The organism is Synechococcus sp. OH30, from assembly GCF_047462175.1.
Classification (GTDB): Bacteria; Cyanobacteriota; Cyanobacteriia; order Thermostichales; family Thermostichaceae; genus Thermostichus.
In genome coordinates this window covers 525493-550083 of the sequence record NZ_JANSIP010000001.1, presented here as the reverse complement: position 1 = coordinate 550083, position 24591 = coordinate 525493, and the positions used below count along the sequence as shown (strand labels likewise).

Annotated in this window: 19 protein-coding genes; 13 read left to right on the top strand and 6 right to left on the bottom strand. The window is 61.5% G+C overall.

The window, feature by feature from the left end; translation table 11 throughout:
• Window positions 1-65: 65 nt before the first annotated feature.
• Complete coding sequence (sufB, locus tag NW830_RS02770; RefSeq protein WP_414359191.1) at window positions 66-1502, bottom strand: Fe-S cluster assembly protein SufB; 1437 nt, start codon at window positions 1500-1502, stop codon at window positions 66-68.
• Between the two features lie 169 nt (window positions 1503-1671).
• Here sufB and sufR point away from each other — a divergent pair, with 169 nt between their 5' ends.
• From sufR to NW830_RS02725, 9 genes are all read left to right on the top strand, one after another.
• Window positions 1672-2376, top strand: a complete 705-nt coding sequence (gene sufR, locus NW830_RS02765; protein WP_414359192.1) for an iron-sulfur cluster biosynthesis transcriptional regulator SufR — start codon at window positions 1672-1674, stop codon at window positions 2374-2376.
• Between the two features lie 122 nt (window positions 2377-2498).
• Window positions 2499-5705 carry an efflux RND transporter permease subunit gene (locus NW830_RS02760; protein ID WP_414359193.1) on the top strand — a complete coding sequence of 1069 codons (3207 nt, stop codon included), beginning with the start codon at window positions 2499-2501 and terminating at the stop codon, window positions 5703-5705.
• A 278-nt stretch (window positions 5706-5983) separates the two neighbouring features.
• A complete protein-coding gene (locus tag NW830_RS02755) occupies window positions 5984-6352 on the top strand; it encodes a DUF3365 domain-containing protein (protein WP_414359195.1) in 369 nt (122 codons plus the stop codon).
• A gap of 128 nt (window positions 6353-6480) precedes the next feature.
• Window positions 6481-7017: a cytochrome b6-f complex iron-sulfur subunit gene (petC, locus tag NW830_RS02750; protein ID WP_414359196.1), complete on the top strand. Its 537-nt coding sequence runs from the start codon at window positions 6481-6483 to the stop codon at window positions 7015-7017.
• A gap of 76 nt (window positions 7018-7093) precedes the next feature.
• Window positions 7094-8386 (top strand): NAD(P)/FAD-dependent oxidoreductase, encoded by a 1293-nt coding sequence (locus NW830_RS02745; protein WP_414359198.1) that lies wholly within the window; start codon window positions 7094-7096, stop codon window positions 8384-8386.
• A gap of 50 nt (window positions 8387-8436) precedes the next feature.
• Window positions 8437-9798: an efflux RND transporter periplasmic adaptor subunit gene (locus NW830_RS02740; protein ID WP_414359200.1), complete on the top strand. Its 1362-nt coding sequence runs from the start codon at window positions 8437-8439 to the stop codon at window positions 9796-9798.
• Window positions 9799-10354: 556 nt separating this feature from the next.
• Window positions 10355-11425 (top strand): 3-deoxy-7-phosphoheptulonate synthase, encoded by a 1071-nt coding sequence (locus tag NW830_RS02735; protein ID WP_414359202.1) that lies wholly within the window; start codon window positions 10355-10357, stop codon window positions 11423-11425.
• A 140-nt stretch (window positions 11426-11565) separates the two neighbouring features.
• Window positions 11566-12147 carry a tRNA-(ms[2]io[6]A)-hydroxylase gene (locus tag NW830_RS02730; RefSeq protein WP_414359203.1) on the top strand — a complete coding sequence of 194 codons (582 nt, stop codon included), beginning with the start codon at window positions 11566-11568 and terminating at the stop codon, window positions 12145-12147.
• Window positions 12148-12332: 185 nt separating this feature from the next.
• Window positions 12333-12500 carry a hypothetical protein gene (locus NW830_RS02725; RefSeq protein WP_414359204.1) on the top strand — a complete coding sequence of 56 codons (168 nt, stop codon included), beginning with the start codon at window positions 12333-12335 and terminating at the stop codon, window positions 12498-12500.
• On the opposite strand, the gene NW830_RS02720 is transcribed toward NW830_RS02725, so the two are convergent.
• The gene (locus NW830_RS02720; protein WP_414359206.1) at window positions 12497-13615 is read right to left on the bottom strand and encodes a hypothetical protein; all 1119 of its coding nucleotides are present in this window, start codon (window positions 13613-13615) and stop codon (window positions 12497-12499) included. The genes NW830_RS02725 and NW830_RS02720 overlap by 4 nt on opposite strands.
• Window positions 13616-13859: 244 nt before the next feature.
• Here NW830_RS02720 and NW830_RS02715 point away from each other — a divergent pair, with 244 nt between their 5' ends.
• Window positions 13860-15632: an N-acetylmuramoyl-L-alanine amidase gene (locus NW830_RS02715; protein ID WP_414359207.1), complete on the top strand. Its 1773-nt coding sequence runs from the start codon at window positions 13860-13862 to the stop codon at window positions 15630-15632.
• Window positions 15633-15702: 70 nt separating this feature from the next.
• Window positions 15703-16581 carry a glutamate racemase gene (gene murI, locus NW830_RS02710; protein WP_414359209.1) on the top strand — a complete coding sequence of 293 codons (879 nt, stop codon included), beginning with the start codon at window positions 15703-15705 and terminating at the stop codon, window positions 16579-16581.
• A 62-nt stretch (window positions 16582-16643) separates the two neighbouring features.
• Here the strand turns inward: murI and NW830_RS02705 are convergent, their stop codons facing one another.
• On the bottom strand, window positions 16644-17870 hold the full coding sequence (locus NW830_RS02705) for an argininosuccinate synthase (RefSeq protein ID WP_414359211.1): 1227 nt from the start codon (window positions 17868-17870) through the stop codon (window positions 16644-16646).
• A 167-nt stretch (window positions 17871-18037) separates the two neighbouring features.
• On the opposite strand from NW830_RS02705, the gene NW830_RS02700 reads away from it, so the two are divergent.
• Window positions 18038-19972: an FAD-dependent oxidoreductase gene (locus NW830_RS02700; RefSeq protein ID WP_414359213.1), complete on the top strand. Its 1935-nt coding sequence runs from the start codon at window positions 18038-18040 to the stop codon at window positions 19970-19972.
• Between the two features lie 15 nt (window positions 19973-19987).
• Here the strand turns inward: NW830_RS02700 and secF are convergent, their stop codons facing one another.
• Both secF and secD read right to left on the bottom strand, forming a co-directional pair.
• Window positions 19988-20983 carry a protein translocase subunit SecF gene (gene secF, locus NW830_RS02695; RefSeq protein ID WP_414359214.1) on the bottom strand — a complete coding sequence of 332 codons (996 nt, stop codon included), beginning with the start codon at window positions 20981-20983 and terminating at the stop codon, window positions 19988-19990.
• Window positions 20980-22326: a protein translocase subunit SecD gene (gene secD / locus NW830_RS02690; protein ID WP_414359215.1), complete on the bottom strand. Its 1347-nt coding sequence runs from the start codon at window positions 22324-22326 to the stop codon at window positions 20980-20982. The genes secF and secD overlap by 4 nt, the downstream gene beginning before the upstream one ends.
• 180 nt (window positions 22327-22506) lie before the next feature.
• On the opposite strand from secD, the gene NW830_RS02685 reads away from it, so the two are divergent.
• Window positions 22507-23349, top strand: coding sequence for a hypothetical protein (locus NW830_RS02685; RefSeq protein WP_414359216.1), 843 nt, complete (start codon window positions 22507-22509; stop codon window positions 23347-23349).
• Between the two features lie 7 nt (window positions 23350-23356).
• Here the strand turns inward: NW830_RS02685 and chlP are convergent, their stop codons facing one another.
• Window positions 23357-24577, bottom strand: a complete 1221-nt coding sequence (chlP, locus tag NW830_RS02680; RefSeq protein ID WP_414359218.1) for a geranylgeranyl reductase — start codon at window positions 24575-24577, stop codon at window positions 23357-23359.
• Window positions 24578-24591 lie beyond the last annotated feature (14 nt).

Here is a 24591-nt window from a genome sequence, read left to right as displayed (position 1 = left end):
CAGCAGTTACTCTTGGGTCGAAGTATGGGTGGGCAGGCTTGCCCCCAATTGTACTCGTCGGGGATCTAGCCAACGGATCCCTCCAGCTTCAGGCTCAGCAGCCGATCCGCCTCGACGGCAAACTCCATCGGCAATTGGTTGAACACCTCGCGGCAGAAGCCGCTGATGATCATGGAGACGGCGTCTTCTACAGAAATGCCGCGCGATTGGAAGTAGAACAGTTGCTCTTCTCCAATCTTGGAAGTGGAAGCTTCGTGCTCTACCTTGGCAGTGTTGTTTTGCACCTCAATGTAGGGGAAGGTGTTGGCACTGCAATGATCCCCAATCAAGAGAGAATCGCACTGGGAAAAGTTGCGGGCGCCCTCTGCTTTTGGCCCAATTTTTACCAGGCCACGATAGCTGTTTCTAGAGTGCCCTGCCGAGATGCCTTTGGAGATGATCTTGCTGCGGGTGTTGCGGCCTATGTGGATCATCTTGGTGCCCGTGTCGGCCTGCTGGTAGTGGTTGGTCAGGGCCACTGAGTAGAACTCGCCCACCGAGTTTTCCCCTACCAACACACAACTGGGATATTTCCAGGTGATGGCAGAGCCGGTCTCCACCTGCGTCCAGGAGATCTTGGAGTTGGCCCCCTGACAGAGGCCGCGTTTGGTCACGAAGTTGTAGATGCCGCCCTTGCCGTTTTCGTCGCCGGCATACCAGTTCTGCACCGTCGAGTACTTGATCTCGGCATTGTCTAGGGCAATCAGCTCCACCACCGCTGCGTGCAGTTGGTTGGTGTCGAACATGGGAGCCGTGCAGCCTTCTAGGTAGCTGACGTAGGATCCCTCGTCAGCAATGATTAGGGTGCGCTCGAACTGGCCCAGCTCGCCGTTGTTGATGCGGAAATAGGTGGAAAGCTCCATTGGGCAGCGCACCCCTTTGGGCACATAGACAAAGGAGCCATCGCTAAACACTGCCGAGTTCAGCGCCGCGTAGTAGTTGTCGGTAATAGGTACCACCGTGCCCAGGTACTTGCGCACCAAGTCAGGATACTCCCGCAGCGCCTCCGACATGGAGCAGAAAATGATCCCTTCCTTGGCCAACTTCTCCCGGAAGGTGGTGGCCACTGAGACACTGTCGAAAATGGCGTCTACTGCAACATTAGCCAGCCGCTTTTGTTCCGACAAAGGGATCCCCAGCTTCTCAAAGGTTTCCAGCAGCACGGGATCCACTTCGTCGAGGCTCTTTTTCTTCTCCTTTACCTTGGGAGCAGAGTAGTAGACGATGTTCTGGTAGTCAATGGGTGGGTAGGTGACGTTTGGCCAGGTGGGCTCGCTCATCTTCAGCCACTGGCGGTAGGCCCGCAGCCGAAACTCCAGCATAAAGTCCGGCTCTCCCTTCTTGGCCCAAATTTGCCGAATGATGTCCTCGTTTAAGCCTTTGCCGATGGACTCAGAAGGGATGTCGGTAACAAAGCCGTACTTGTAAGGCTGGCTAACCAGGGTGCGGACGCTCGTAGACATGGATAGCTCTCGGTTAGGGACAGGGGCAAAACAGGTGGCCAATTAAAACAACATGGTTGTTGCTTAGCTAATCCTCAGGTTACTTTAGGAATGATCCCGTTGTCAAAGTAGTAGAGAGCGGGGCTGGCAGCGGCAGCTGAGTAAACCCAGTCCAACTAGGAGGGCGAGGGTGGAGAGCGCGCGGAAGATCAGCGGTCCGTTTACGCAACCCCTTTCCAGCAAGCAGGCCATTTTGATCTACCTGCGCAAGGCGGGGCAGGCCACCGCCCAGGCTTTGGCAGAGCACCTGGGCATTTCTCCCCAAGCAACTCGCCGCCACCTCAAGGATCTGGAGGCGGAGGGACTGATCCACCATGTCGCACAGCCCAGTGGCCTGGGCCGCCCCCAACACCTCTATCAGCTTAGCCCCCAGGGGGAAGCGCAATTCCCTGCCAGCTACGACCAGTTTGCCCTTGGCCTGCTCAACACGCTGGCTGAAACTCTGGGAGCGGAACAGATGGGATCCTTACTCCAGCAGCAGTGGCAGCGCAAAGCCCAGGAGTACCGAGCCAAGATAGGCTCTGGATCCCTGACCGAGCGGCTGGAGCGCTTGGTGCAGTTGCGCCAGGCGGAGGGCTACATGGCGGAGTACTACCCCTATCCTGCCGACCTGGCTGCCCCGATTGTCGAGCAATATGTTTTCGTGGAGCACCACTGCGCCATCGCCCAGATTGCCCAGCGCTTTCCCAGCATCTGCGGCCACGAGCTGGAGATGTTTGCCGCCGCCCTGCCCGATTGTCGGGTAGAGCGCCTCACCTGGCAAGTAAACGGAGAACACCAGTGCGGCTACTGGATTGCCAAGCCAGGATCCCCCCCTAGACCCAGCCACGATTAGCAGTTCGTCCTTTGCTGGGCCTACCTCAGGTGACGGCTTCGGAAGACGGGCAAGAGCAGCTATGGATGCATAAAAGTATAGCTATATGGTAGTATAAGCATGAACCAATCTGGATTTTTCCCATGTCAGAGCTGGAGAAGCCGCACCAAGGGGTGGGGCAGGTTACCGCTTACTTTATCAACAACGCCCAGCTTACTTCCTTGATTATTGTGGGTCTGGCCATCTTTGGCCTGCTGGCGGCGACCTTGACCCCCAAGGAAGAAAACCCGCAAATTGTCGTCCCGGCAGCGGATGTAGTTTTGCGGTATCCGGGGGCCAGTGCCGAGGTCGTGGAGAAGACGCTGATCACCCCTGTGGAAGCGAAGCTACGGGAGCTGACGGGGATCGACCACATCTACTCGGTGGCCCAGGCCTCTGGCGGCTTGATCACGGTGCAGTATGAGGTGGGGGAAAACTGGGAAGACAGCCTGTTCAAGCTGCAAAACCATCTGTTTAGCCACCCGGAGCTATTCCCCCCTGGCGCCAGCTATCAGGTGCAGCCGGTCATCATTGACGATGTTCCCATCGTTACCCTCACCTTGACAGGGGCCGACTACAGCGACGATCAGCTACGGCGGGTGGGAGAGCGGCTGCTGGAGGATCTGCGCAGCCTTCCCAACACGGCCCACCTGACGCTGGTGGGGGGGCATCCCCGCACCATCCGGGTGGATTTGGATCCGGAGCGGCTGGCCAGCTATGGTCTTTCCCCGACCCAGGTGGCCCAACAGATTGCCGCCGAAAACTTGCAACTGCCGGCGGGAGAAGTGGAGGTGGGATCCCAGCAGATCCGCCTGGAGGGGGGACAGCGGCTGGCTTCGGCTGAGGACGTGGCCGCTATTCAGATCAAGCCGGAGGTCTATCTCAGAGATGTAGCCAGCGTGCGGGATGAGTTTGCCGAGCGCACCTCCCTGACCCGCATCCACTTCCGCAGCGACGAGCCCATCACGGATCCCTATCCGGATCCGCGCCGCCGCTCGACGGGAGAGTGGATCACCCAGCCGGCGGTCACCATCGGCATTGCCAAGAAGCCGGGAACCAACGCGGTCACCGTAGCCAAGGCCATTTTTCGGCGGCTGGAAGAGTTGCGGCCGCAGTTGCCTCCCGGGATCCAGGTTGCCGTCACCCGCAACGACGGGCGGACGGCCTCAAAAGCGGTTGGGAACCTCTACAACAGCCTCTTCCAGGCCATCGGCATTGTGGTGGGCCTGTTGTTGATCTTCCTGGGCTGGCGGGAGGCGGCCATTGTGGCTTTTGTAATCCCGTTAACTTTGGCCGGCACGCTGGGCGTGGGCTGGGTTGCCGGCCAAACCATTAACCGCATCACCCTCTTTGCCCTGATCCTGGCCCTGGGCACCTTGGTGGACGACGCCATCGCCGTTACAGAGAATATCCACCGTCGCTTTGAGCTGCGCCCCGGCATGAACTTTCGCGAGAAGGTGGAGGAGGCGATTGCCGCGGTGGAGGAATTGGGTGTGCCGGTTATTCTCTCCACCATCACGGTCATTTTGGCCTTCCTGCCCATGCGCTTTGTCACGGGGATGATGGGGCCCTACATGGGGCCGATCCCCTTTAATGTGCCGGTGGCGATGATCATCAGCACAACGCTGGCCCTGACGGTTACCCCCTTTCTGGCGGCCCGCTGGATTCGCCTCAAGCCCTCCACCGAGGCCTCTCCACCCCAGCTCGCTCTGGAAGAAACGCGCCTGTATCGGCTCTACCGCCGCCTGATGCAGCCGCTGCTGGAGTCGGCCTTCCGGCGGCGTCTGCTGATTGGGGTGGTCACTGGCCTGTTCTTGGCCAGCTTTCTCCTGCCCCTGACCCAGGTGGTAAAGTTTCGCATGCTGCCCAAGGCGGACAAGGACACCTTCCTAGTGCAGTTGGATATGCCGCGGGGGACGGAGCTGGCCGCTACCGACGCTGTAGCCCGCGAGCTGGAGGAGGTGCTCAAGCAGGATGCCGAGGTGTTTAGCTTTGAAACCTACGTCGGTACGGGGGCGCCGGTGGACTTCAACGGCCTGCTGCGGGGATCCTACCGCCGCGAGGGCGAGGATGTGGCCGACATCCGCGTCCACCTCAGCCAGCCGGAAGCCCGTCGGATCGACTCGGAAGGGATCGTGCTGCGCCTACGGCCTGCTATGCAAGCGGTGGCGGAGCGGCACAACGCCATCGTGAAGCTGGTGGAAGATCCACCTGGGCCGCCCGTGCGGTCTACCCTGCTGGCAGAAATCTATGGCCCCGACTACGCCCAACTGCGGCAGTTGGCCAAGCAGGTGCGCCAGGTGTTTGGCGAGACGGAGGGCGTGGTGGACATCGACGACTCGGTGAAAAACCCCATTCCCCAGTTGACCCTGAAGGTGGATCGGGAGCGGGCCAACCGCGTCGGCCTGACCACGGCGGAGGTCTCCCAGACCTTGAGCTTGGCCCTGCGGGGATCCACCGTCAGCATCCTGCAACTGCCCGGGGAGCTGACACCCGTGGGGATCCATGTCCGCCTCGAGCCGTCGGCCCGGCAAAGCCTGGAGGATCTCAACCGCATTCAACTGCCGACGCCGACGGGATCCCTGGTTCCCCTGTCGGAGCTGGTGGAGTGGGTGCCCACGGTGGCCGACGAGCCCATCTTCCATAAAGACCAGCGGCCCGTGGCCTACGTAATGGGCGAGATGGCCCGCCGCTCCTCGGTCTATGCAGTCTTGGATCAAATAGCCTATTTCTGGCGGCATCCCCTCCCCAAGGGCTTTTGGATCCAGTGGGATGGGGAATGGAAGCTGACCCTGGACGTGTTCCGGGATCTGGGCCTCGCGATGTTGGTAGCCATTTTGTTGATTTACCTCATCCTGGTGGGCCAGTTCCGCAGCTTCAAGGTTCCGCTGATCATCTTGGGCAGCATTCCCCTGGCCCTCATCGGCATCCTGGTGGGTTTTAGCCTCAACGGAGTGTACTTCAGCGCCACGGCCATGATTGGGGTGATCGCCTTGGCGGGGATCGTGGTGCGCAACGCCATCGTCTTGCTGGAGTTTATCGCCGATCAGCGGGCCCAGGGGGTCAGCCTGGAAAAAGCCATTGTGGCAGCCGGGGCCGTTCGCTTTCGTCCGATTTTGCTGACCAGCATCACCACCATGTTGGGCACGGTGCCCATCTTGTCCGACCCGGTGTGGTCGGGCTTGGCCTGGACGCTGTTGACGGGGATGTTGACCTCTTCCGCCTTGACCTTGGTGGTCATTCCCATCTGGTTCTACGGGGAGCAAATCCGCCTTGCCAAAAAGCTGGCTCTGGAGCAAGCTGCTGCTTAGCCATCCCACCCGTAGAGAAACTTTTTGACATCCACCCTTCGAGAAGGAGACAAGACGATGTGGACATACCTGAGAAGATGGCTCTTGCTGGCGGTGGCCTTAGGCAGCTTGGGCTGGGGCGCTGCCGCAGCCTTGGCCCAGCCGGATCCCGCCCAACTGGCCAAAGCGGTGGAGTCCGTAGAATACCTGGATCAACTGCGGCACGGCCTGGCGGCCAGCTTGGCCGGATCCCCACCTGCGGGGGTGGATGCCGAGACCTTCAAACGGTTTGTCGCCCTGTGGCGGTGCAGGCGCAGGCCCTGGCCCAAGAAAATGGCTGGCAAGTTAAGCAAATTGCCCAAAAGTACCGTAACCCGGAGCACGCCCCCGACAATCTACACGCCACGATGGCCCTGGCCCGTTTCCAGCGGGATCCGGAGCTCATTGGCTTTTGGGAGCGAGAAGTGCTGGCTGGCCAGAGGGGCATTCGCTACTACCGCCGCATCAACGTCGAGGCTAGCTGCCTGGCCTGTCATGGGCCCAAGGACTCGCGACCGGCCTTCATTGTCAGCAAGTACCCCCAAGACCGGGCCTACGACTTCAAGGTGGGAGACCTGCGGGGCATGTACGCCGTGTTCATTCCCGAAGCAGAGGAACCTGCTCGATAACCCCTTGTCCCCAGGCAAGGAGGAGAACCAAATCTTCTCTCCACTTTTTATCGACATATTTTATCGACATATAGTTATATAGTTTGTCAAAATAACAATAGGAGAGGGTTACCAAGGAGTTGATTTCTATGGACGCTGCCCTGGTTCCGTTTGAAGAGCCGCCGCTGTCGCGGCGCCGTTTTCTCAACTTCCTGACCGGCTCGGCGCTGGCGGCGGTGGCGGGTTCGGTGCTCTACCCGCTGGGCCGCTACCTCATCCCGCCGGCGGAGGGATCCGCCAATGGATCGGCCCTGGCCAAAGACAAGCTGGGGAACCCGATCCCGGCGGAGCAGATCTTGGCAGAGCCGCCTGGGACGCGGGCGCTGGTGGCGGGTCTGGCGGGGGAGCCCACCTACCTCACCGTTAGGGAGGGGGGGAAGCTGGACGAGCAAGGGCTGGTGAACAACTGTACCCACCTGGGCTGCACCTTCCCATGGAACCCGCTGGCCGAAGAGTTCCAGTGTCCTTGTCACGGATCCCGCTATGCGGCTGATGGCTCGGTGATTCGAGGTCCGGCAGCGCTGCCTCTGAAACTGGTGCGGGTGGAGGTGCGGGAGGGGTGGATCTGGCTCTCTCCCTGGTTGGATGTCGATCCGCGAACGGGGAGTCTGCCCTGGTGGGTGTGAAGGAGGGCGCTCTTGGGATCGGCTTCTGGCCGCAGGTTTTTTTCATCAAGTTCAGAAAAGAGGGGGAGCAGTTTTGATGGCTCGCGTCGTCGTCATTGGGGCTGGGCTGGGAGGGCTGCCTACTGCCTACGAGCTGCGGCATCTTTTGCCGCAGGGATCCCACCAGGTAACTGTAGTCAGCAATACTCCAAAGTTTACGTTTACCCCTTCTCTGCCGTGGGTGGCGCTGGGCCTGAAGCGGCTGGCGGACATTCAGGTGGAGCTGCCGCAGCGGCTGGAGAGGAAGGGGATTGAATTTATCCAGGGCACGGTAACCGACTTGCAGCCGCCAAAGCGCACCCTGCGGGTTAACGGGGAGCCTCTGGCCTACGACTACTTGGTGGTGGCCACGGGAGCGGAGTTGGCCTTGGACGCCATCCCAGGTCTGGGGCCGGAACAGGGGTTTACCCAGTCGGTGTGCACGCTGCACCATGCTTTGCTAGCTCAGAAGGCGTGGGCAGAGTTTCTCCGCCAGCCGGGGCCGCTGGTGGTGGGGGCGGTGCCGGGGGCCAGTTGTTTTGGGCCGGCCTATGAGTTTGTCTTGCTGGCCGAGGGGCAGTTGCGAAAAAGAGGGCTGCGGGAGCAGGTGCCCATCACCTTCATCACGCCGGAGCCCTATGCTGGCCATTTCGGGATTGGCGGCATGGCGGGGGCCGAGGAGCTGGTGAAACGGCTGCTGGCCCAGCGGCAGATCCGGGTTTTGGCCAATACTGCCATTGCCCGTGTCGAAGAGGGGGAAATCGTGCTGGCAGAAGGGGAGCGGATCCCTTTTGCCTACGCCATGCTGCTGCCGCCCTTCCGGGGAGCCCAGTTCCTGCGGGAAGTCCCCGGCCTGACGGACGCCCGCGGTTTCCTGCCGGTAACTTCCACCTACCAGCATCCCGACTTCGATAGCTTCTATGCGGTGGGCGTGGTGACCCAGCTAGCCCCTTCCGAGACAACCCCTTTGCCGGTGGGAGTGCCCAAAACCGGCCAGATGACCGAGGCGATGGGGATGGCAGTGGCGCACAATATCGCCCTGCGCCTGGGAGCCCTGCGGGGGGAACCCGTGAGCCCGACGCTGGAAGCCATCTGCTTTGCCGACTTCGGCGATACGGGCATTCTCTTTTTGGCGGATCCTGTCTTGCCGGTGCTGGGGCGCCGCCGCCGCGCCCTGGCCGTACAAGGGCCATGGGTCAGTTGGCTCAAGTCCGCCTTTGAGCACTATTTCCTGGCCAAGATGCGCTGGGGGTGGGCGGTGCCTTGGTTTGAGCGCCTCAGTTTGCAGGGGGTGGGGCTCTCTCTGATAGAGCCCATCTCCAAGCCATTGGGAGATTTGGTCTCCCCTTAGAAAAGTTCCGATTTTCTCGTCACGCTCAAGTTACGCCGGACACTTGCGCTATGAAAACTCAAGTCGGCAGGTTGCAACAACAAACGTTTTCCGGCTGGAGCTGGGGCCACCTGGGCTGGGCGCTGCTCTTCCTCTCGCTAGGGGGGCTGGGCGGCTGGCTGCTGGGATCCCAAGGCCGGCCCGGCCAAGGGGGGGCAGCTTTGGAGGTTGCCGGTCGCGTCGGCGGGACAGGGTCCCTGGAAGCCACCGAGGCCGCTCCACTGACCACGCTGGAGGTCAAGCCACGGGAAATCAGCCAAGAGCGGATCCTGGTGGGCAGCCTAGAGGCCGTGGAGCGCACCCCCCTCAGCAGCCGCATCGTGGGCCGAGTCGTGGAGCTGCCGGTTCAGGAGGGGCAGCGGGTGGCGGCTGGATCCCTGATTGCCCGCCTGGATATCAGCGATGTGCAAGCCGCCCAGCAACAGGCCCAAGCCCAGCGGCAACAGGCTGAGGCGCAACTGCAGCAGGCCCAAGCAGGCCTTCTGGCCGCCCAGGCGGGGGTGAGGGGAGCAGAAGAAGCCTTGCGCCAGGTGCAAGCCCAGAAGCAGCAGGCGGAAGCGGAGCTGCAGGAGGCCCGTTTGCACCAAGAGCGGATGCAGAAGCTGCACGCCGAAGGAGCCGTGGCCCAAGCCCAGGTGGATCAGGCCAATACGCGGGTAGCCGTGCTCCTGGGCCGCCTGGCCCAGCTCGAGGCCGGGATCCAGCAGGCCGAACAGGGATTGACCCAAGCACGGGCCCAGCTTGCCCAGGCGGAAAGCCGGATCCCTGAGGTGCAGGCAGCCATGGCCCAGGCCCAGGCAGGGGTGGCGCAAACCCAAGCCAACCTTGCCTACGGAACCCTGGTCGCCCCCTTTGCCGGCGTCGTCACCCGCAAGTATGTGGAGGTAGGGGCTTTGGCGGGGCCGGGCCAGCCGATTGTGGAGCTAGAAAGCAGCGAGCGGCTGCGGTTTTCCGTGGCCTTGCCCGAATCCCTGGCCGGCCAAATCCGGGTGGGACAAGCGGTGCCCATCAACATCGACAGCCTCAACCAAACCGTGGAGGGAACCATCCGCCAAATCATCCCCAGCGCCGACCCCAGCTCAAGAACGGTGGAGGTGAAGGTGGAGATTCCCCCGCTCCCCGGAGCAATGCCGGGCATGCTGGGCCGTCTGAAGTTGGCAGGAGAAACCCGCCAAGCCCTGCTCCTGCCCCAAGCAAGCCTGGTAGAACAGTTCGGCCTTACGGGCGTGTACCGGCTGGTGGAGGGCAAGCCGCTGTTTACGCCCGTGGTGGTGGGATCCCGCTATGGGGATCAGGTGGAGATCCACAGTGGGCTACAGCCTGGAGACGAGGTAATCCAGGAAGCGGCTGCCGTCCGGGCTAGATCCTTCTGAAAACTGTTTCCTAGGACAGAAGCTCAGAGTTCTGCTGACTTTCTTGATTTCCACCGGGCTTGCGGGGCTTTCGCCGCTGCGACCTTGTCGGGCTGAGGCAGCGGAAAGAAGTCCCTCACCGCCCTGAAGCTTTTCTCCTCGCCCCGCTTGCAACAGCGTCGCAGAGTGATGGCTACGGAGCGGGCAAGCTTCTTGATCTGGGTGGGAGAAAACCGTCCTCTGGGCTGCGCCTGGGAACCCTGGGAGCGACCCAGAACCTGAACCCGTCTTGGTAAATCCAGTTTCTTTTTGGGTATACTTCCGCTATACTCATCTCGTACAGATTCCGAGTTCCTTCCCCTGAAGATGACCTGGCGCGCTCCCTTTTTTGGCTACTTTAGCTTTCCCTGGCAACGACCAGGGCGGAAGGGTGGCGCGTAAACCATAGAGCCTAGGTTTACCCGAGTCAGTCCTGAAGCCCTGAGCCCAGTGCCAGGGCTTTTTTGATGGCTCGATGCTCCATTCCCTCACTTCCCATCCCTTGCACACAATCTTGCCCACGATGAAGGACAGTTCTATGCCCCCCCAAACCGACAACTGCAACATCCAAGAGGTGACTCCCTTGATTGCCCCTGCTGCTGTCAAGGCCAAGCTGCCGCTGACGGAAACGGCAGCCCAAGTGGTGCTCTCCACGCGGCAAGCCATCCGCGACATCATCCACGGGCGGGATCTCCATCGCTTGGTGGTGATTGTCGGCCCCTGTTCCATCCACGATCCCGAAGCGGCCCTGGAGTACGCCCATCGCCTCAAGCGGGTAGCCGACCGAACCCGCGAGCACTTAGTGATTGTGATGCGCACCTATTTTGAGAAGCCGCGCACCACAGTGGGCTGGAAGGGGCTGATTAACGATCCCCACCTGGATGGCTCCTGTGATATCGCCACCGGCTTGCAACTGGCCCGTTCCATCCTGCTGCAGATCAACGAGCTGGGCTTGCCCTGCGCCACGGAGATGTTGGATCCGGTAACCCCTCAATACACCGCAGATCTGGTGAGCTGGGCAGCCATCGGCGCTAGAACCATTGAAAGCCAGACCCACCGGGAAATGGCCAGTGGCCTCTCTATGCCCGTGGGCTTCAAAAATGGCACCGACGGACGGCTGGAGATTGCCCTCAACGCCATCCTGTCCGCTAGCCACCCCCACAGCTTCCTGGGCATTGGCCAAGACGGCAGGACGGCTTTGGTAAAAACCACCGGCAACCCTGACCGCCACATCGTGTTGCGGGGAGGTGGTGGCAAGACCAACTATGGGCCGGAGGATGTGGCGCGGGCGGCCCTGCTGATGAAGGATCAAGGGATCCCGCGCTCAGTGATGGTGGACTGCTCCCACGACAACTCCCACAAAGACTACCGCCAGCAGGGAGCCGTCTGTCGAGCAGTGCTGCGGCAGTACCAAGAAGGGCAGCGGGCCTTGATGGGACTGATGCTGGAGAGCAACCTCAAGCCGGGCAAGCAAACTTGGCAGAAGGGAGTGCCGCTCCAGTACGGTGTCTCCATTACTGACGGCTGCATTGGCTGGGAGGAGACGGAGGAGCTCCTGCAGGAGATGGCGGCAACCGTGGCGGGGAAAGCCCTGGCCCTGAGCCATTGAGCCCTTGGACAAGCTCCAGCCTTGTCTAGAGTTGTCTAGGTCTTCCAGAGGAGAGGGGCAGCGCTAAGATCCTGTTGTCCCTCTTCCCCTGTTCCAAGGGGACCGTTCTTGCCAAAACCTTTTTTGCTTTTCTTGAGCCTGTGGTTACCCTCCAACTGGCTTCCCCCACTTCTGAGGCCTGGATTGAGCAGGCCACCCATCACCTTGACCTCATTTTGTTGGACCACGCCAACTGCGAGAAAAAAGCGGCGGGTAACGCCCTCAGTCTCCTCTTTCGCTACCCGGCCAACGGGCGGCTGGTGGAAGCCCTTTCGCCACTGGCGCGGGAGGAGCTGCAGCATTTTGAGCGAGTCCACCGCCATTTGCAGCGGCTGGGGATCCCCTTTAGGCCCCTGTCGGCTGCTCCCTACGCTAGCCGCCTCAACCAACACTTGCGCCGCCGTGAGCCAGAGCATCTTCTGGATACGCTGTTGGTGGCCGCCATCATCGAGGCTCGCAGCCACGAACGCTTGGGCCTGCTGGGAATTCACCTCCTCGATCCCGAACTGCGCCAGTTTTACCTGTGGCTGGCAGCGGCTGAAGAGCGGCACTGGCAGCTGTACCTCGAGCTGGCGCTGGAGCAGTTCCCCGCTGACCAAGTGCAGGAGCGGCTGGACACCCTGCTGCAGGTGGAAGCTGAGATCCTCTCCACCCTTCACCCTGAGCCACGTGTCCATAGCTAACCCCTTCCCTTGCGGCAACCTGAAGGCAGAGGCCTGTTGAAGAGAGCCGGTAGGCAAGGGGGATCGTGGTTGCCTGTCCGGCTCAAACTAAGCTACTGGGGGCGGATAAGCCCCGCCCTGTACTTGGAGAGACACCCTCGCAAAGAGAGGGTAGGAGGGTCTCGGTTGCAACCACGCGGTGGGACATGCCGTGGCTGCTCGGGGAGGGACGACCAGATCCCGTTGAAGTGTTGGCAGAGCGCGGCATAAGCCTTAGCATGGGCGATATTGCCAAGCGGCAGTCGCAGGGGGGATCCTACCAGGAGAAGTCAATGGGGTTCTGCCGTCTGCAGAGAGGGGAAGATCCTGCTTAGCGGCGCTGGCGCAATCCGGAAAGGGCTCCAACCCAAAGCATCAGCCTTGCCTGGAGAGAGAACCACATCTCAGGATTTGTGCGCAATCCAAACAGGGCATACAGGCCCAATAGAAACAAAACACACCCATTTCCCAGCCCTTTGTAAGTTTGAACAATTTGGCTTTGGCTCCAGCCAAATTCATAAACTAAGCGATTCATATCCCCAGCAGCATCTCCTTGGCCACCCAGCAGAGTTCCCCACGGAATTGGAGCTAGCCCTTTTTGAATGCTGTGCCATTGCCAAAAGCTTCTCCAGAGGCTGCTGGCTGCAACTCCCAAAACGACGAATCGCCAAAAGTCCCACCGCCAGCGGTCTGGCAAGCGAAGATAAAAGCAGGCTATTAAGAAGGTCCTGATGTAAAACTCACCGCCTACACCGCCAAAGGTAATGAGCATTTCTTTGGTGCGATTGGGCATGAGCCAGGTCATATAAAACTGCAGCAGAGCAAGAACAATAGCCAATGGCTGCAGCCATTGGATCTGCTCCTCGCGAGCCGACTTGAAGAGCAAAGCCAATAAAAAGAGGATCCCAAAGTACACAAAGGGATCCTTCTCGGAACTGATGCTGGTCCAGCCAAACGGTAAGGGCAAAGCGCGATGCCCACTCCACCAGGCAATTGTGGCATGGCCCAGCTCGTGAATCCAAATGTGCCAAGGGAGATGTAGCACCTGCAGTAGAGCAATGTTGTTTACCAGCAGGGCCACCACCACTGCAGCCGGATAGGCCCAGAGGTTGACTGCCCAGCTATCAAAAGAAAAGCGATCCCAACGCGGCTGGGAGCCTAGGCGCAGGCTGCGCTGCCAAAGCAACTGGGAGCCACGGAAAGCGCGGATTTCCAATTGCTCGAGGCGTGGAATCCGCAGTTGCTTCACCATTAAAAACAGTTGAGCCGCAACCACTGGCGGCGAGAGGCCTTGGGGCAGGGATCCCAGCAGGTGGATGTGCAGGGTGTTGTCAGCAAAATGTACTTGCGCAGGCCAGCCCCGTCGCAGCAGCTCCAGCCGAACAACTCGCACAATTGCTTGGCTGTCCCCAGCGCGGGCCAGGGCGAGGGAATCAGGGGAGGCGGGCATTGCCAGTTACCTCCTAGAGCACGGCGGCAGCACCATTATTCTTCACTGGGCTGACGGACAAAAATTGCGCTCCCTCTCAGGTCGTCCCAGGGGGAGGTTGGTATAGTTGAGGGCAGCAGGTAGGCGGAGTGAGTGGAGGATCATGCCTGGCTTGGACAAGGGGGGGATAAGACGGGATCCCAAACCGTCTAGGCAGAGCGCCCTGTGGGGAGCGACGCTGCTGTTGGGTTTAGCCGCAGCAGGTTTGTTTTCCCCCTTGCCTGTTCAAGCGCAGCCGACCCCTGTTCCCGGTCTGTCTCGCATTGACCGTTGGCACTACGACCCCCAGCGGGGGTGGCTAGAGGTTAACACTGAGGGAGAGGTGCGGCCTTTTTTGTTTGTGCTGCAAAACCCTCCTAGGGTAGTGCTGGATTTTCCCAACACCCTTTTTGGGCAAGAGCCCCAAACCCAGAACTTTCCAGGACGGGTTACCTCGGTGGAGATCAAACAGCTCACCCCAACCATCACTCGCTTTGTGCTGCACCTGCAGCCGGATCAACCCCTTAGTCTTGGCCAACTGCAACTGCTCACCGCCGGCCCTTCCCGCTGGGCTGTCCAGTTCCTCCAGCCCGAGCAATCCCTGCTTCTCCCTCCCTCACCGCCTGCTCCCCAGGAGCCCACGTCCCTGCCTCTGTCAACAGCGTCGCCCGCTCGCCCCGAAGCCAGCCTGCCCTCTCCTCCTGCCCCATCCCCTGCCAGCCATCAGATCTTGGCCATCTCTCCCCACGCGGAGGGCTTCTTTATCCGCACCCAAGGCAGTCCCCCGACCACGGTGCGGCGCATCCTCGATCCGGATCGGGTGGTGGTGGATTTTCTCAACACCACCCTCAGCCCTGCCCTTACCCAGCGGCTCTATACCGTCAACCGCCTGGGGGTTTTGCGGCTGCGGGTGGGGCAATTTGAGCCCACCATTGCCCGCGTGGTGTTGGATGTGGATCCTTCCAGTGGCGATTGGGAGGCCCGCTACGACCCGCAGCAGGGAGGAATCTGGATCCAGCCCGCCGGGGGTGCTGCCCAGGCCAGCCTTCTGCCTGATGTCAGCCCAACCGAGGCCCAAGAACCGCTGGCTACCTTACGCTCGGTGGAGCTGCGGGGGAATCAGCTCATCATTAGCGCCGATGGGTTCATGTTCTACCGGGCCGGCTGGGATCCTGAAAGCGGCGGCTACCGCATCAACGTGGCCCCAGCACGCCTGCCTCCGTCCTTGCCGGATCCCGGCTTGCCCATTGGGGGACCGGTGCAGCGGATCCGCTTTGTCCAAGAGGACGCTCGCACGGTCAGCATTCTGGTACAGCCTGCCGAGGAGTTCAATGTCTTTGAGCCCAACCCTGGCCAGGGATCCCGACGCATCACCCTGGAGCTGCGGCCTCTGAAGGCTCCGCTGCCCAGCCCTCAGCCGCCAGCGCCTGCCCAAGCTTCCCCTCCTCCCCCCCTGGGCCGGACGGTCATTGCCATCGATCCGGGACACGGCGGACGGGATCCCGGCGCCATCGGGGTAGATGGGATCCAGGAAAAAGACATCGTGCTCTCCGTTTCCCACCAGGTTCGACAATTGTTGCAGGAGCGGGGGTATACGGTGGTGATGACCCGCACCGACGACCGCGAGGTGTTGCTGCAGCCGCGGGTGGATAGGGCCGTGCAGGCCAATGCCACTCTCCTGGTGAGTATCCATGCCAATGCTCTGGAGCGCTCCAGTGTTCACGGCATCGAGACCTACTACCTGCGGCCCGACAGCGCTGAGCTGGCCCGGATCCTGCACCGCAGCCTGGTGAGGGCCACCGGTGCCGCCGACCGGGGAGTGAGGCGGGCCCGCTTTTTTGTGGTGCGAGAAACGCCCGTGGGCATGCCCTCAGTGCTGCTGGAGCTGGGGTATGTAACCAACCCAACCGAAGGGCGTAGGTTGGCCACTCCCGAGTATCAGGCCATCTTGGCGCGGGCCATTGCCGAGGGCCTCGAGACCTTCTTGCGCAACCGCTAGAGGATGCCGCCTGTCCTAAGGCAGGGTAGGATACAGCAGCTTAGGCCAAGGTGCTGAGGGAGGAAGGAGCATGCGTTGGGGGTGGGGAGCAGAGCCAGATCCCAGTTGGCCAATTGGGGTGTTTGACAGCGGCCTGGGGGGGCTCACCGTCTGGCGGGCCCTGCGCCGGCAGTTGCCCCAGGAGCGCCTTGTTTACTTTGCGGATACAGCGCGGCTGCCCTATGGGGATCGCTCCCCCGAGGAGATCTTGACCTTTGTGCGCCAGATCCTGCACTGGCTGCAGGCACAGCCCGTGAAAGTGGTGGTGATGGCCTGCAACACCAGCTCGGCGCTGGCTTTGGAGCAAGTGCAGCAGGAGTTTGCCCTGCCCATCCTTGGCCTCATCCTGCCCGGTGCCCAGGCGGCCTTGGCCCAGGGATCCCGTATTGGGGTCATTGCCACGGCGGCTACAGTTAAAAGCCGCGCCTACTCCAAAGCCATCCAGGAGTACAGCGCCCTGGATCCAAGGCGCTTTCCCCAGCCTGTCCAGTGCTGGGAGCAGGCCTGCCCGGCGTTCGTCCCCCTCATCGAAGCGGGTCAGTTAGACAGCCCCGAGCTGCAGCAGGCCGCCAAACGCTACCTGCAGCCGCTCCTGCGGCAGGGGATCGACACCCTTGTCTATGGCTGCACCCACTATCCCCTCCTCGATCCCCTGCTGAGGTCTCTGCTGCCCCCTTCAGTCAAGCGTGTGGATCCCGGGGTGGCCCTGGTGCGCTCCCTGGCCCGCGAACTCAGCCTCTGGGGCCTGCGCCGCCCCCCAACGGCCCCCCCAGACGAACCCCACCGCTTCTACGTCAGCGGGGATCCGGAGCGCTTTGCCCAGTTGGCCACTCCTTGGCTGGGCTTTCGGCCCCAGGTGGAACGGGTGGAATGGCCGGCCCTGGATGTCAACAACTTCCGTCGACCCTAGGCAAGAGCAGCCAGAGGGCTGGGTTGAGGAGAGCCCAAGGCCTGCGGCGCCAAGCCAGGATCCTATCTCCCTTCGCGGAAGCGGGCCGTAGCACCCTGAACCTGGGCCCAGACACGGGTGGGCAAGCCCCAAATGTAGATGAAGCCTTCGGCGGCGCGGTGGTCGAATTGATCCCCTTCCCCGTAGGTAGCCAGCTCTGGGTTGTAAAGAGAGTAGGGAGAACGGCGGCCCACGCAAACTGCTTGGCCCTTGTGCAGCCGCATCCGCACCACACCGGTAACGCTCTTTTGGGTGGTGCGGACGAAGGCGTCGAGGGCCTCCCGCAGCGGCGAATACCAAAGGCCGTTGTAGACCAACTGGCTATAGGTGGTCTCGATGCCGTACTTGTACTGGAGGACCTCACGGGTAAGGGTGAGGCTTTCCAGCTCGCGGTGGGCTGGAATCAGCACACTTAGAGCGGGGCACTCGTAGATCTCCCGCGACTTGATCCCAACCAGCCGGTCCTCAATCATATCGATGCGGCCCACCCCGTGGCTGCCGGCCAAGGCGTTGAGCTGCTCAAAGAGAGCTCTGGGGCTGAGGCGTTGCCCATCCAATCCCACAGGGATCCCTTGCTCAAACTCAATCTCCACATAGGCAGGCTCATCGGGTGTCTGGGCAATGGGCCGGGTGAGGGCGTAGACTTCCTCCGGCGGCTCTTGGTCGGCGTCTTCCAGGATCCCGGCTTCGACGCTGCGGCCGAGGATGTTGAAGTCAATGCTGTAGGGGCTGGACTTCTGCACTGGCAGGGGGATCCCGTAGCGCTCGCCATAGGCAATGGTCTCCTCGCGGGTCATGCCCCACTCACGCGCTGGGGCCAGCACCTTTAGCCTAGGGTTTAGGGCAGCAATGGCTAGATCGAAGCGCACTTGGTCGTTGCCTTTGCCAGTGCAGCCGTGGGCTACGGCGTCGGCACCCACTTCTTCTGCCACCTCCACCAGCAGCTTGGCAATTAGGGGTCGAGCCAAGGCAGTGGAGAGAGGGTAGCGCTGTTCGTAGAGGGCGTTGGCTTGGAGGGCCGGGAAGGCGTAGTCGGTAATCAGGGTCTGGACAGCCTCCCGCACCAGGGATTGCTCTGCCCCTGCCCTAAGGGCCTTGGCCTGGATGGCCTCCAGCTCTGCTCCTTGCCCCAGATCCACCGCCAGGGTTACCACCGATTCCACCCCCCACTCGTGTTTGAGGTAAGGAATGCAGACGGAGGTGTCAACGCCGCCGGAGTAGGCCAAAACCACTTTCTTTGCCCGTCCCATGGTGTTGTGGATCCCTGTTGGCAACAAGTTGCTAGCCCATTATGCCTTGTGGCTTGCCCGCTCTGGATCTAGGGGCAGCTTTGTCGAGTATTCTCACAGAGGATTTCTCCTGGGCTTGGGATCGCTGTCTAGGCAGTTGTTGGCGCAGTGTGGGGGGTGGGGGTTAGGTGAGCACAGCCAGCAGAGGGATCCTGGCAGCACAGCCGAGACTTAGCCGCAGACGAGCCCTGGGGCTGGGGCTCCTGTCGCTGCTGAGCTTTGTGGCCGGGGCAGGGTTTGCCGCCCTCTCCCAGCCGGAAGGGGGATCTCCCGTTGCCGCCCCAGAGCCGGAGGTGCCCCGCTTTACCGCCCACGGCTGGCCGCTGCTGGATCCCCTGCCGCCGCCGGACGAGATCTGGGAGTGCGAGCTGGTGGTAGTAGGCGGATCCTTGGGGGGCGTGGCGGCAGCCAGTCAGGCCATGCGGGGGGGTGTGCAAACCTGCCTCATCGAGCTCACCCCCTGGCTAGGGGGGCAGATCACCTCCCAGGGGGTATCGGCCCTCGACGAGTCCCTCCTCATGCGGCAGCGGGGCAATTTTTCCCGCCACTGGCTGGAGTTCAAAGCCCTAATCGCAAGCCAGCCGGTGCATCTGCCTGCCTGGACAGGGGTGCCCCCCGGAACTCGCGTATCCGAGATCAACAGTTGCTGGGTAGGGGAGCTGTGTTTTCCGCCCCAGGCGGGTCTGCAGGCGGTGGAAACCTGGCTGCAACAGGCTGCCCGCAGCGCCCCCAACAGTCGCTGGGCCACCCAGACTGCTTTTAAGGGGGCCACCTTCAGCGCTGACGGCTCCCGCATTGAGAGCATCTACGCTGTGCGGCGGCAGCCGCGGGATCCCAACTTTGTGCCGCCAGGGCGGCTGTGGCGGGAATTGGTGAGCTGGTATAGCTGGCAGGAAACGGAAGTGTTTGCCAAACGGGTGCTACGGCTGCAGGCGCCACCGGGCCGCCACCTGTTTGTTATCGACGCCACCGACACCGGTGAGGTAGTGGGCTGGGCCGGCATCCCCTACCGGCTGGGCTCAGAAGGGCGAGATCTTACTGGGGAGCCCAATGCCCCGCCGGCCAGCAACCCCGAATGTACCCAGGCCTTTACCTTTCCCTTCGTGCTGGCCATCCACGACGATGGGGGCCGCTCCCGCGCTGAGCTGGCCCAGCTGCAGCCGGGCTACTCCCGCGCCGAACACCGCCGCCAGTTTGACCTGGAGGGGTTTCCCACCTTCAGCGGCCAGAGCTTTTTCAACTACCGCCGCATTGTCAGCAAAGGTCGCACGGATCCCTTTTACGGCACCCCGGTTCCCGGAGATCTAACCCTGGTGAACTGGAACCGCGGCAACGATTGGGGGATCATGAACCCCCCCCTAATCTTGACAGAAGAACAGCTGGTGGCCTCAGGGCAGCGCCACAACTGGCTGGGGGGGCTGGACGTCTCCGCCCTCAAAGATGGAGAAAACCACGCCCTGCTCTTTGCCGAGTGGCTGATGGAAACTCAGTCCCGCGCCGGCTATCCCCTCTCGTTGGTGTTTGCCGAGGACTCTTTGCTGGGCACCCGCTCCGGCCTCAGCCTCTACCCCTACATCCGGGAGGGGCGGCGCATCCTAGGGCGAGCTGCCTACGGCCAGGCGGAATTCCAGATGCTGGAGCAGGATATTCGCGTTGGTGCCTTGGGGGGGCGGGATTTCAGCCCCACGGCAGTGGGGGTGACTCATTACGCCATCGATATCCACGGCTGCCGCTACCGCAACTGGGAGCCTTCCCTGTCAGCCAGCTCGGCGCCTGTCAACGAGTTTTCCGTCCGCCCCATCCTCATCCCCCTCGAGGCCCTCATCCCCCAGAAAGTGGATAACCTGCTCATCGGCGGCAAAGGGATCGCCGTCAGCCACATCGTCAACGCCGCCACCCGCACCCATTACGGCGAGTGGACCATCGGCTCGGCAGCGGGGCTCATCGTAGCCTGGTTGCACAGCCAGGATCCCGGCTTGATCCCGGCTCAGATCGTGCCGCAGGGCAAAATGGCCGACTTGCAGCGCTACCTGGTTGCCCATGGACAGCGGCTGCACTGGTAGGCAGTTGCCGCCGTCCTACCCCTGTGCGCCGGAAGGGAGTGAATCGGGATCCCCTTTTCCGCCATAGCGCCGCTGCCGCCACCACACCAGCAGGGGGCTGGCGATGAAGATGCTGGAATAAACCCCCAAGCTGAAGCCGATGAGCAAAGCGATGGCAAACCCCTTCAGGGTGGCTCCCCCAAAAATGGCAATGGCCAGCAGGGGCAGCATCGTGGTCAGGGTGGTGTTCAAAGAGCGGGCAAAAGTCTGGTTCAACGACAGGTTCACCACCTCGGCAAAGCTGACCTTGCGGCTGACCAGACGCAGATTTTCCCGGATGCGGTCGTAGATAACCACCGTGTCGTTGACGGAAAAACCAATGATGGTTAACAGCGCCACCACAAACAGGCTATCCACCTCCATGCCCACCGTTAGGCCCAAAAGGGCAAACAGACCTGTTGTCAGCACCACATCGTGCAGCAAGGCCACAATGGCAAACACCGCGTAATCCCACTGGAAGCGCAGGGCCAGATACACCACAATGAGCCCAAAGGAGATGAGCACGGCCACGAGGCCGGAACGCAAGAGTAAACGCCCCACCGTCGGGCCCACCGTCTCCACTAGGTTGCGCTCAAAAGGGCCTACCTGCTGCCGCAGCGTCTCCTCTACCGCTAGGCGCTCCTGCTCGGTCAAAGGGGGCATGCGGATTAGGGCTTCCTGGCCGGTCTGGGTGTCCAGTTGGATGATGCTGCTGCCCAGGTTGTGTTCCTGCAGCGCCCGCCGCAGCTCGTCAGTGGTGACAGGCCGCTCAAAACGCAGATCCAACAAGGTGCCGCCGGCAAAGTCCAGCCCCAGCCGCAGCGGTGTCCCTAGAGAGGCCAGAGAAAAGGCCATGCTGACCAGCCCCACCAGCAACACCGCCAAGGAAAGGGTAAACCAGAGCTTGCTGCGCCCGACAATGTCGAAGCGGTAGTCGAGCAACCGCCGGGAGCCCCCCGCCGGATCGGGGGGGGATAACTCTTGCGCCGTCATGATTGAGCTGCCTCCATGCGAACGCCGTAGAGCTCTGGCTTGCGCAGGCTGGGGATCGCCATTGCCGCCAAAAGCAGGGTGCGGGTACAGGTAATGGCCGTGAAAAAGCTCACCAAAATGCCAATGGCCAAGGTGACGGCAAAGCCTTTCACCAGCCCCATCCCCAGCCAGAAAAGTACACCACAGACCAAAAGGGTGGTGACGTTGCTGTCGAGGATGCTGCTGAAGGCACGATTAAACCCTTCCGAGATGGACTTGTAGAGGGATTTGCCCGCCCGCAGCTCCTCCTTGATGCGCTCGAAGATCAGCACGTTGGCATCCACCGCCATGCCGATGCTGAGGATAAAGCCGGCGATCCCCGGTAGGGTCATGGTCACCCCCAGCAGTTGGAACAGAGCAAACGTACAGAGGGCGTAGATGAGAAGAGCAAGATCGGCAACAAGCCCCGGCAGGCGATAGTAGGCCACCATAAACACCAGCACCAGCACCAGGCCGCCAATGCCGGCATAGAGGCTGCGGCGCACGCTCTCTTCCCCCAGCGTGGCCCCCACCGTGCGGTTTTCAATGACGCGAATGGGAACCGGCAGCGCCCCCGCCTTGAGCTTGATTGCCAAGTCAGTAGCAGTTTCCACCGTGAAGTTGCCAGTGATCACTGCCGTTCCGCCAGTAATGCCAGTGCGGGCAAACTCTGGCCCCACGATGGGGGCGCTAATCAGCACGTCGTCGAGAAAAATGCCAAGCGGGCGCCCTGTGCCCGCCAACTCTCGAGTGAGCTGGGCAAATTTTTCTGCCCCTTCCGGCTTAAACTCTAGCAGTACTTCCCAGCTCTGGGAGCCGCGACGAGGGGCTTGGGGATAGGCGTTGCGCAGGAGATCGCCAGTGAGACCAACCCGTTCAAACAAGGCCTCAGGATTCTCTCCTGCAGTTACCTCCCCCTGTTCGTTGCGGGGCAGGGCGCTAACCGGCACCAAGCCCTTGCGGAATTCCAACTGGGCCGTATCCCCCAAAAGAGCAACAGCCCGATCCGGATCCGCTACCCCCGGCAGTTGCACGAATAGACGATCCCGGCCACTGATTTGAATCAAGGGCTCAGTTACCCCTAGGCCGTTGATCCGCTGCTGGACAACGGCCTCCACCCCCTGCATCACCTCGGGAGTAATCTCGGGTACCTCTTGGGTTGGCAAAGCCTGCAGCGTGAGTTGCGTCCCGCCTTTGAGGTCAAGGCCGAGGCGAACTTCTCGGCTCAAGCCTAAGTAGGTAAGAGCAACTACCACTGCTAGGATAAAGACTAGACCTCGCAGGAAGGCAAGCCGATTGAGCCACGAAGCTAGGGATCTGGCCATACTGCCTAGTTAGAAAGCCAAGAACACGGGCGCCCTGGTCGGCAGCCTGAGAGTTTTGTTGTGTTTTGAACTTCTCGATTTTACCCCAGACAGCCTCCCTCTTGGTTGACGTTAGCTCCAAGGCTAAGCTGTTGCCAGGGGCAGGAAGTGCCCCAAACCTGCAAAGGAGGGGAAGTGGAGGTGAATTGGCGACGGACTGGCCCCATGGCGGTGTTGCTGTTTGCCCTACCGTTGGCGGGATCCCCTGCTTGGGGGGGAGAGTACTTCACAGAAGAGGTAACTCGCCCTAGCCTGGAGGTTGTCCATGGCTGGCGGGAGGTGGTGTCCGGCACTCAGGTGACCATCACCAACACCAGTTCGGGGTCCTTTCGGGTGCCCCTGGAAATTGACCTGGCGGATCGGACTAGCTGTGAGCGGGCTGAATTGGTGTTAACCAACAAGAGCACCTTGCCCCTGGGCTCCTTTCAAGATTGCATCCTTAACCTCTTTCCCTATCTGGACAAGTTCATCAACCAAGAAGTGGCCAGCATTCGGGTTACCCTAAAAGGGGTCGCTCCCCTCCTGGAGATCCCTCTGGAAGAGTCGGATCGGCTGATCCTGGCCCAGGTGGCCAACCAATCCCGGGAAGCCTTTGTCTTCTTTCAGCAGGAGCTGGCCCGCGTTTTGGAGCTCTTGAAGCAGCCGACGGCCAGCCAAAGCGCCCCACCCCAACCCTCTGCCCCTGCCAGCCCAACTCCGGCTACCGCTGGACCCAACCCAGGGGAATTGGTGATTGTGGGATCAATCCGGGAGGAACGGGTAGGGGCTGGCAGTCGCCTGAGCGTGGAGGCCATCAACCGCAGCAGCCGCACCGTCCTCAACGCCCGCGCCCGCTTTACCTTCTATCGGGGCGGAGAAGTCGTCGAGACGCGCGTGGCCGCCTTTGAGCCCAGCGATGTACCTCCGGGCCAGAAAGCTACTGCTAGCGTGCTGAAGACAGACGCCAACTGGGATCGCGTTACCGTCACCTTCCAGTGGCAGTAGGACCCCCTCAGGGAGCCAGGGCGTTGCCCCGCAGCAAACTGCCCAGGGTTTTAACGGTAATCTTCAACTGTACCCAGGGGCTCATGGGCGCCACTGTCTTGTAGAGGTAGCTGGCAAAGGTTAACCGCTGCACATCCCGGTCGGCGCACATCTCCACAAAAGCCTCGCGGGTGGCGTTGGAGCGGTAGAACACCCGCTGCAGAAGGTCCAAGACCTTGTAGGTCAGGCCGTACTGGCGATCCCAGCGCTGGAGGTAGAGCTTGAGATCCTCTTCTGTGGGAAGGCGCTTCCCACCGTTGGAGGTCTCGACAATGGTCTCGGCGCACATGCGGCCCGACTTGGCAGCAAAATAGATCCCCTCACCACTTGCCTTGGTTACGTATCCTGCCGCGTCTCCTACCAAGGCAGCTCGGCCCACCACCCGGCGGGGACGGGGGTGCTCTGGAATAGGATGGGCCTCCACCTTGATCACCCGGCCCCCTCGGATTCGTTCGGCGGCGCGGGCGCGGATCCCGGCCTGCAGCTTCTGGAGGCTGGCCTGGTTGGTCTGCATGGTGCCGGTACCTACCGCCACATGGTCGCACTTGGGAAACACCCAGGCATAGAAGTCGGGCGAGACATCGTCTCCCACGTACATTTCTGCCCGCTCCTCGTAGTAGGCCATTTTGTCCTCCGGGAGGCGAATGCGCTCCTGAAAGGCCAGCGCGTAGTTGTAGTCCCCGGCGCCGATGGCTTCTGCCACCTTCGAGTGGAACCCGTCCGCCCCAATCACTACATCCACCGCCAGTGAGCGAGGTGCCCCCTGGGGCAAGCCGCTGGAGAAGTCAACGTAGTGCAGGACGTAAGGATCCCGGCCATTCTGGGGGACTTCCAGATGCATCACCTTGCCGTGAATGAGCTCTGCCCCTTTTTGGCGGGCGCGGTTGCGCAAGAAGGCATCCAGGACCTCGCGGCGGCACATGCCAATGTATTCGCCTTCCTTTTCGAGGGCAATGTCCACCTCGTAGTTGGAAGGCGAGATCATCTTCATCTTGCGCACCTTGCGGTCGATGATCTCCTCCGGCAGGTCAAACTCCGAAACCATACACAGGGGAATGGCACCCCCGCAGGGTTTGGCGTTGTCCAGCTTGCGCTCAAACAAGAAGGTTTCGATTCCCGCTTGGGCCAGAACCTCGGCCGCAGAAGCACCCGCCGGGCCACCCCCAACCACGGCAACTCTCAGGCTCAAGGCGCCCTCCTTTT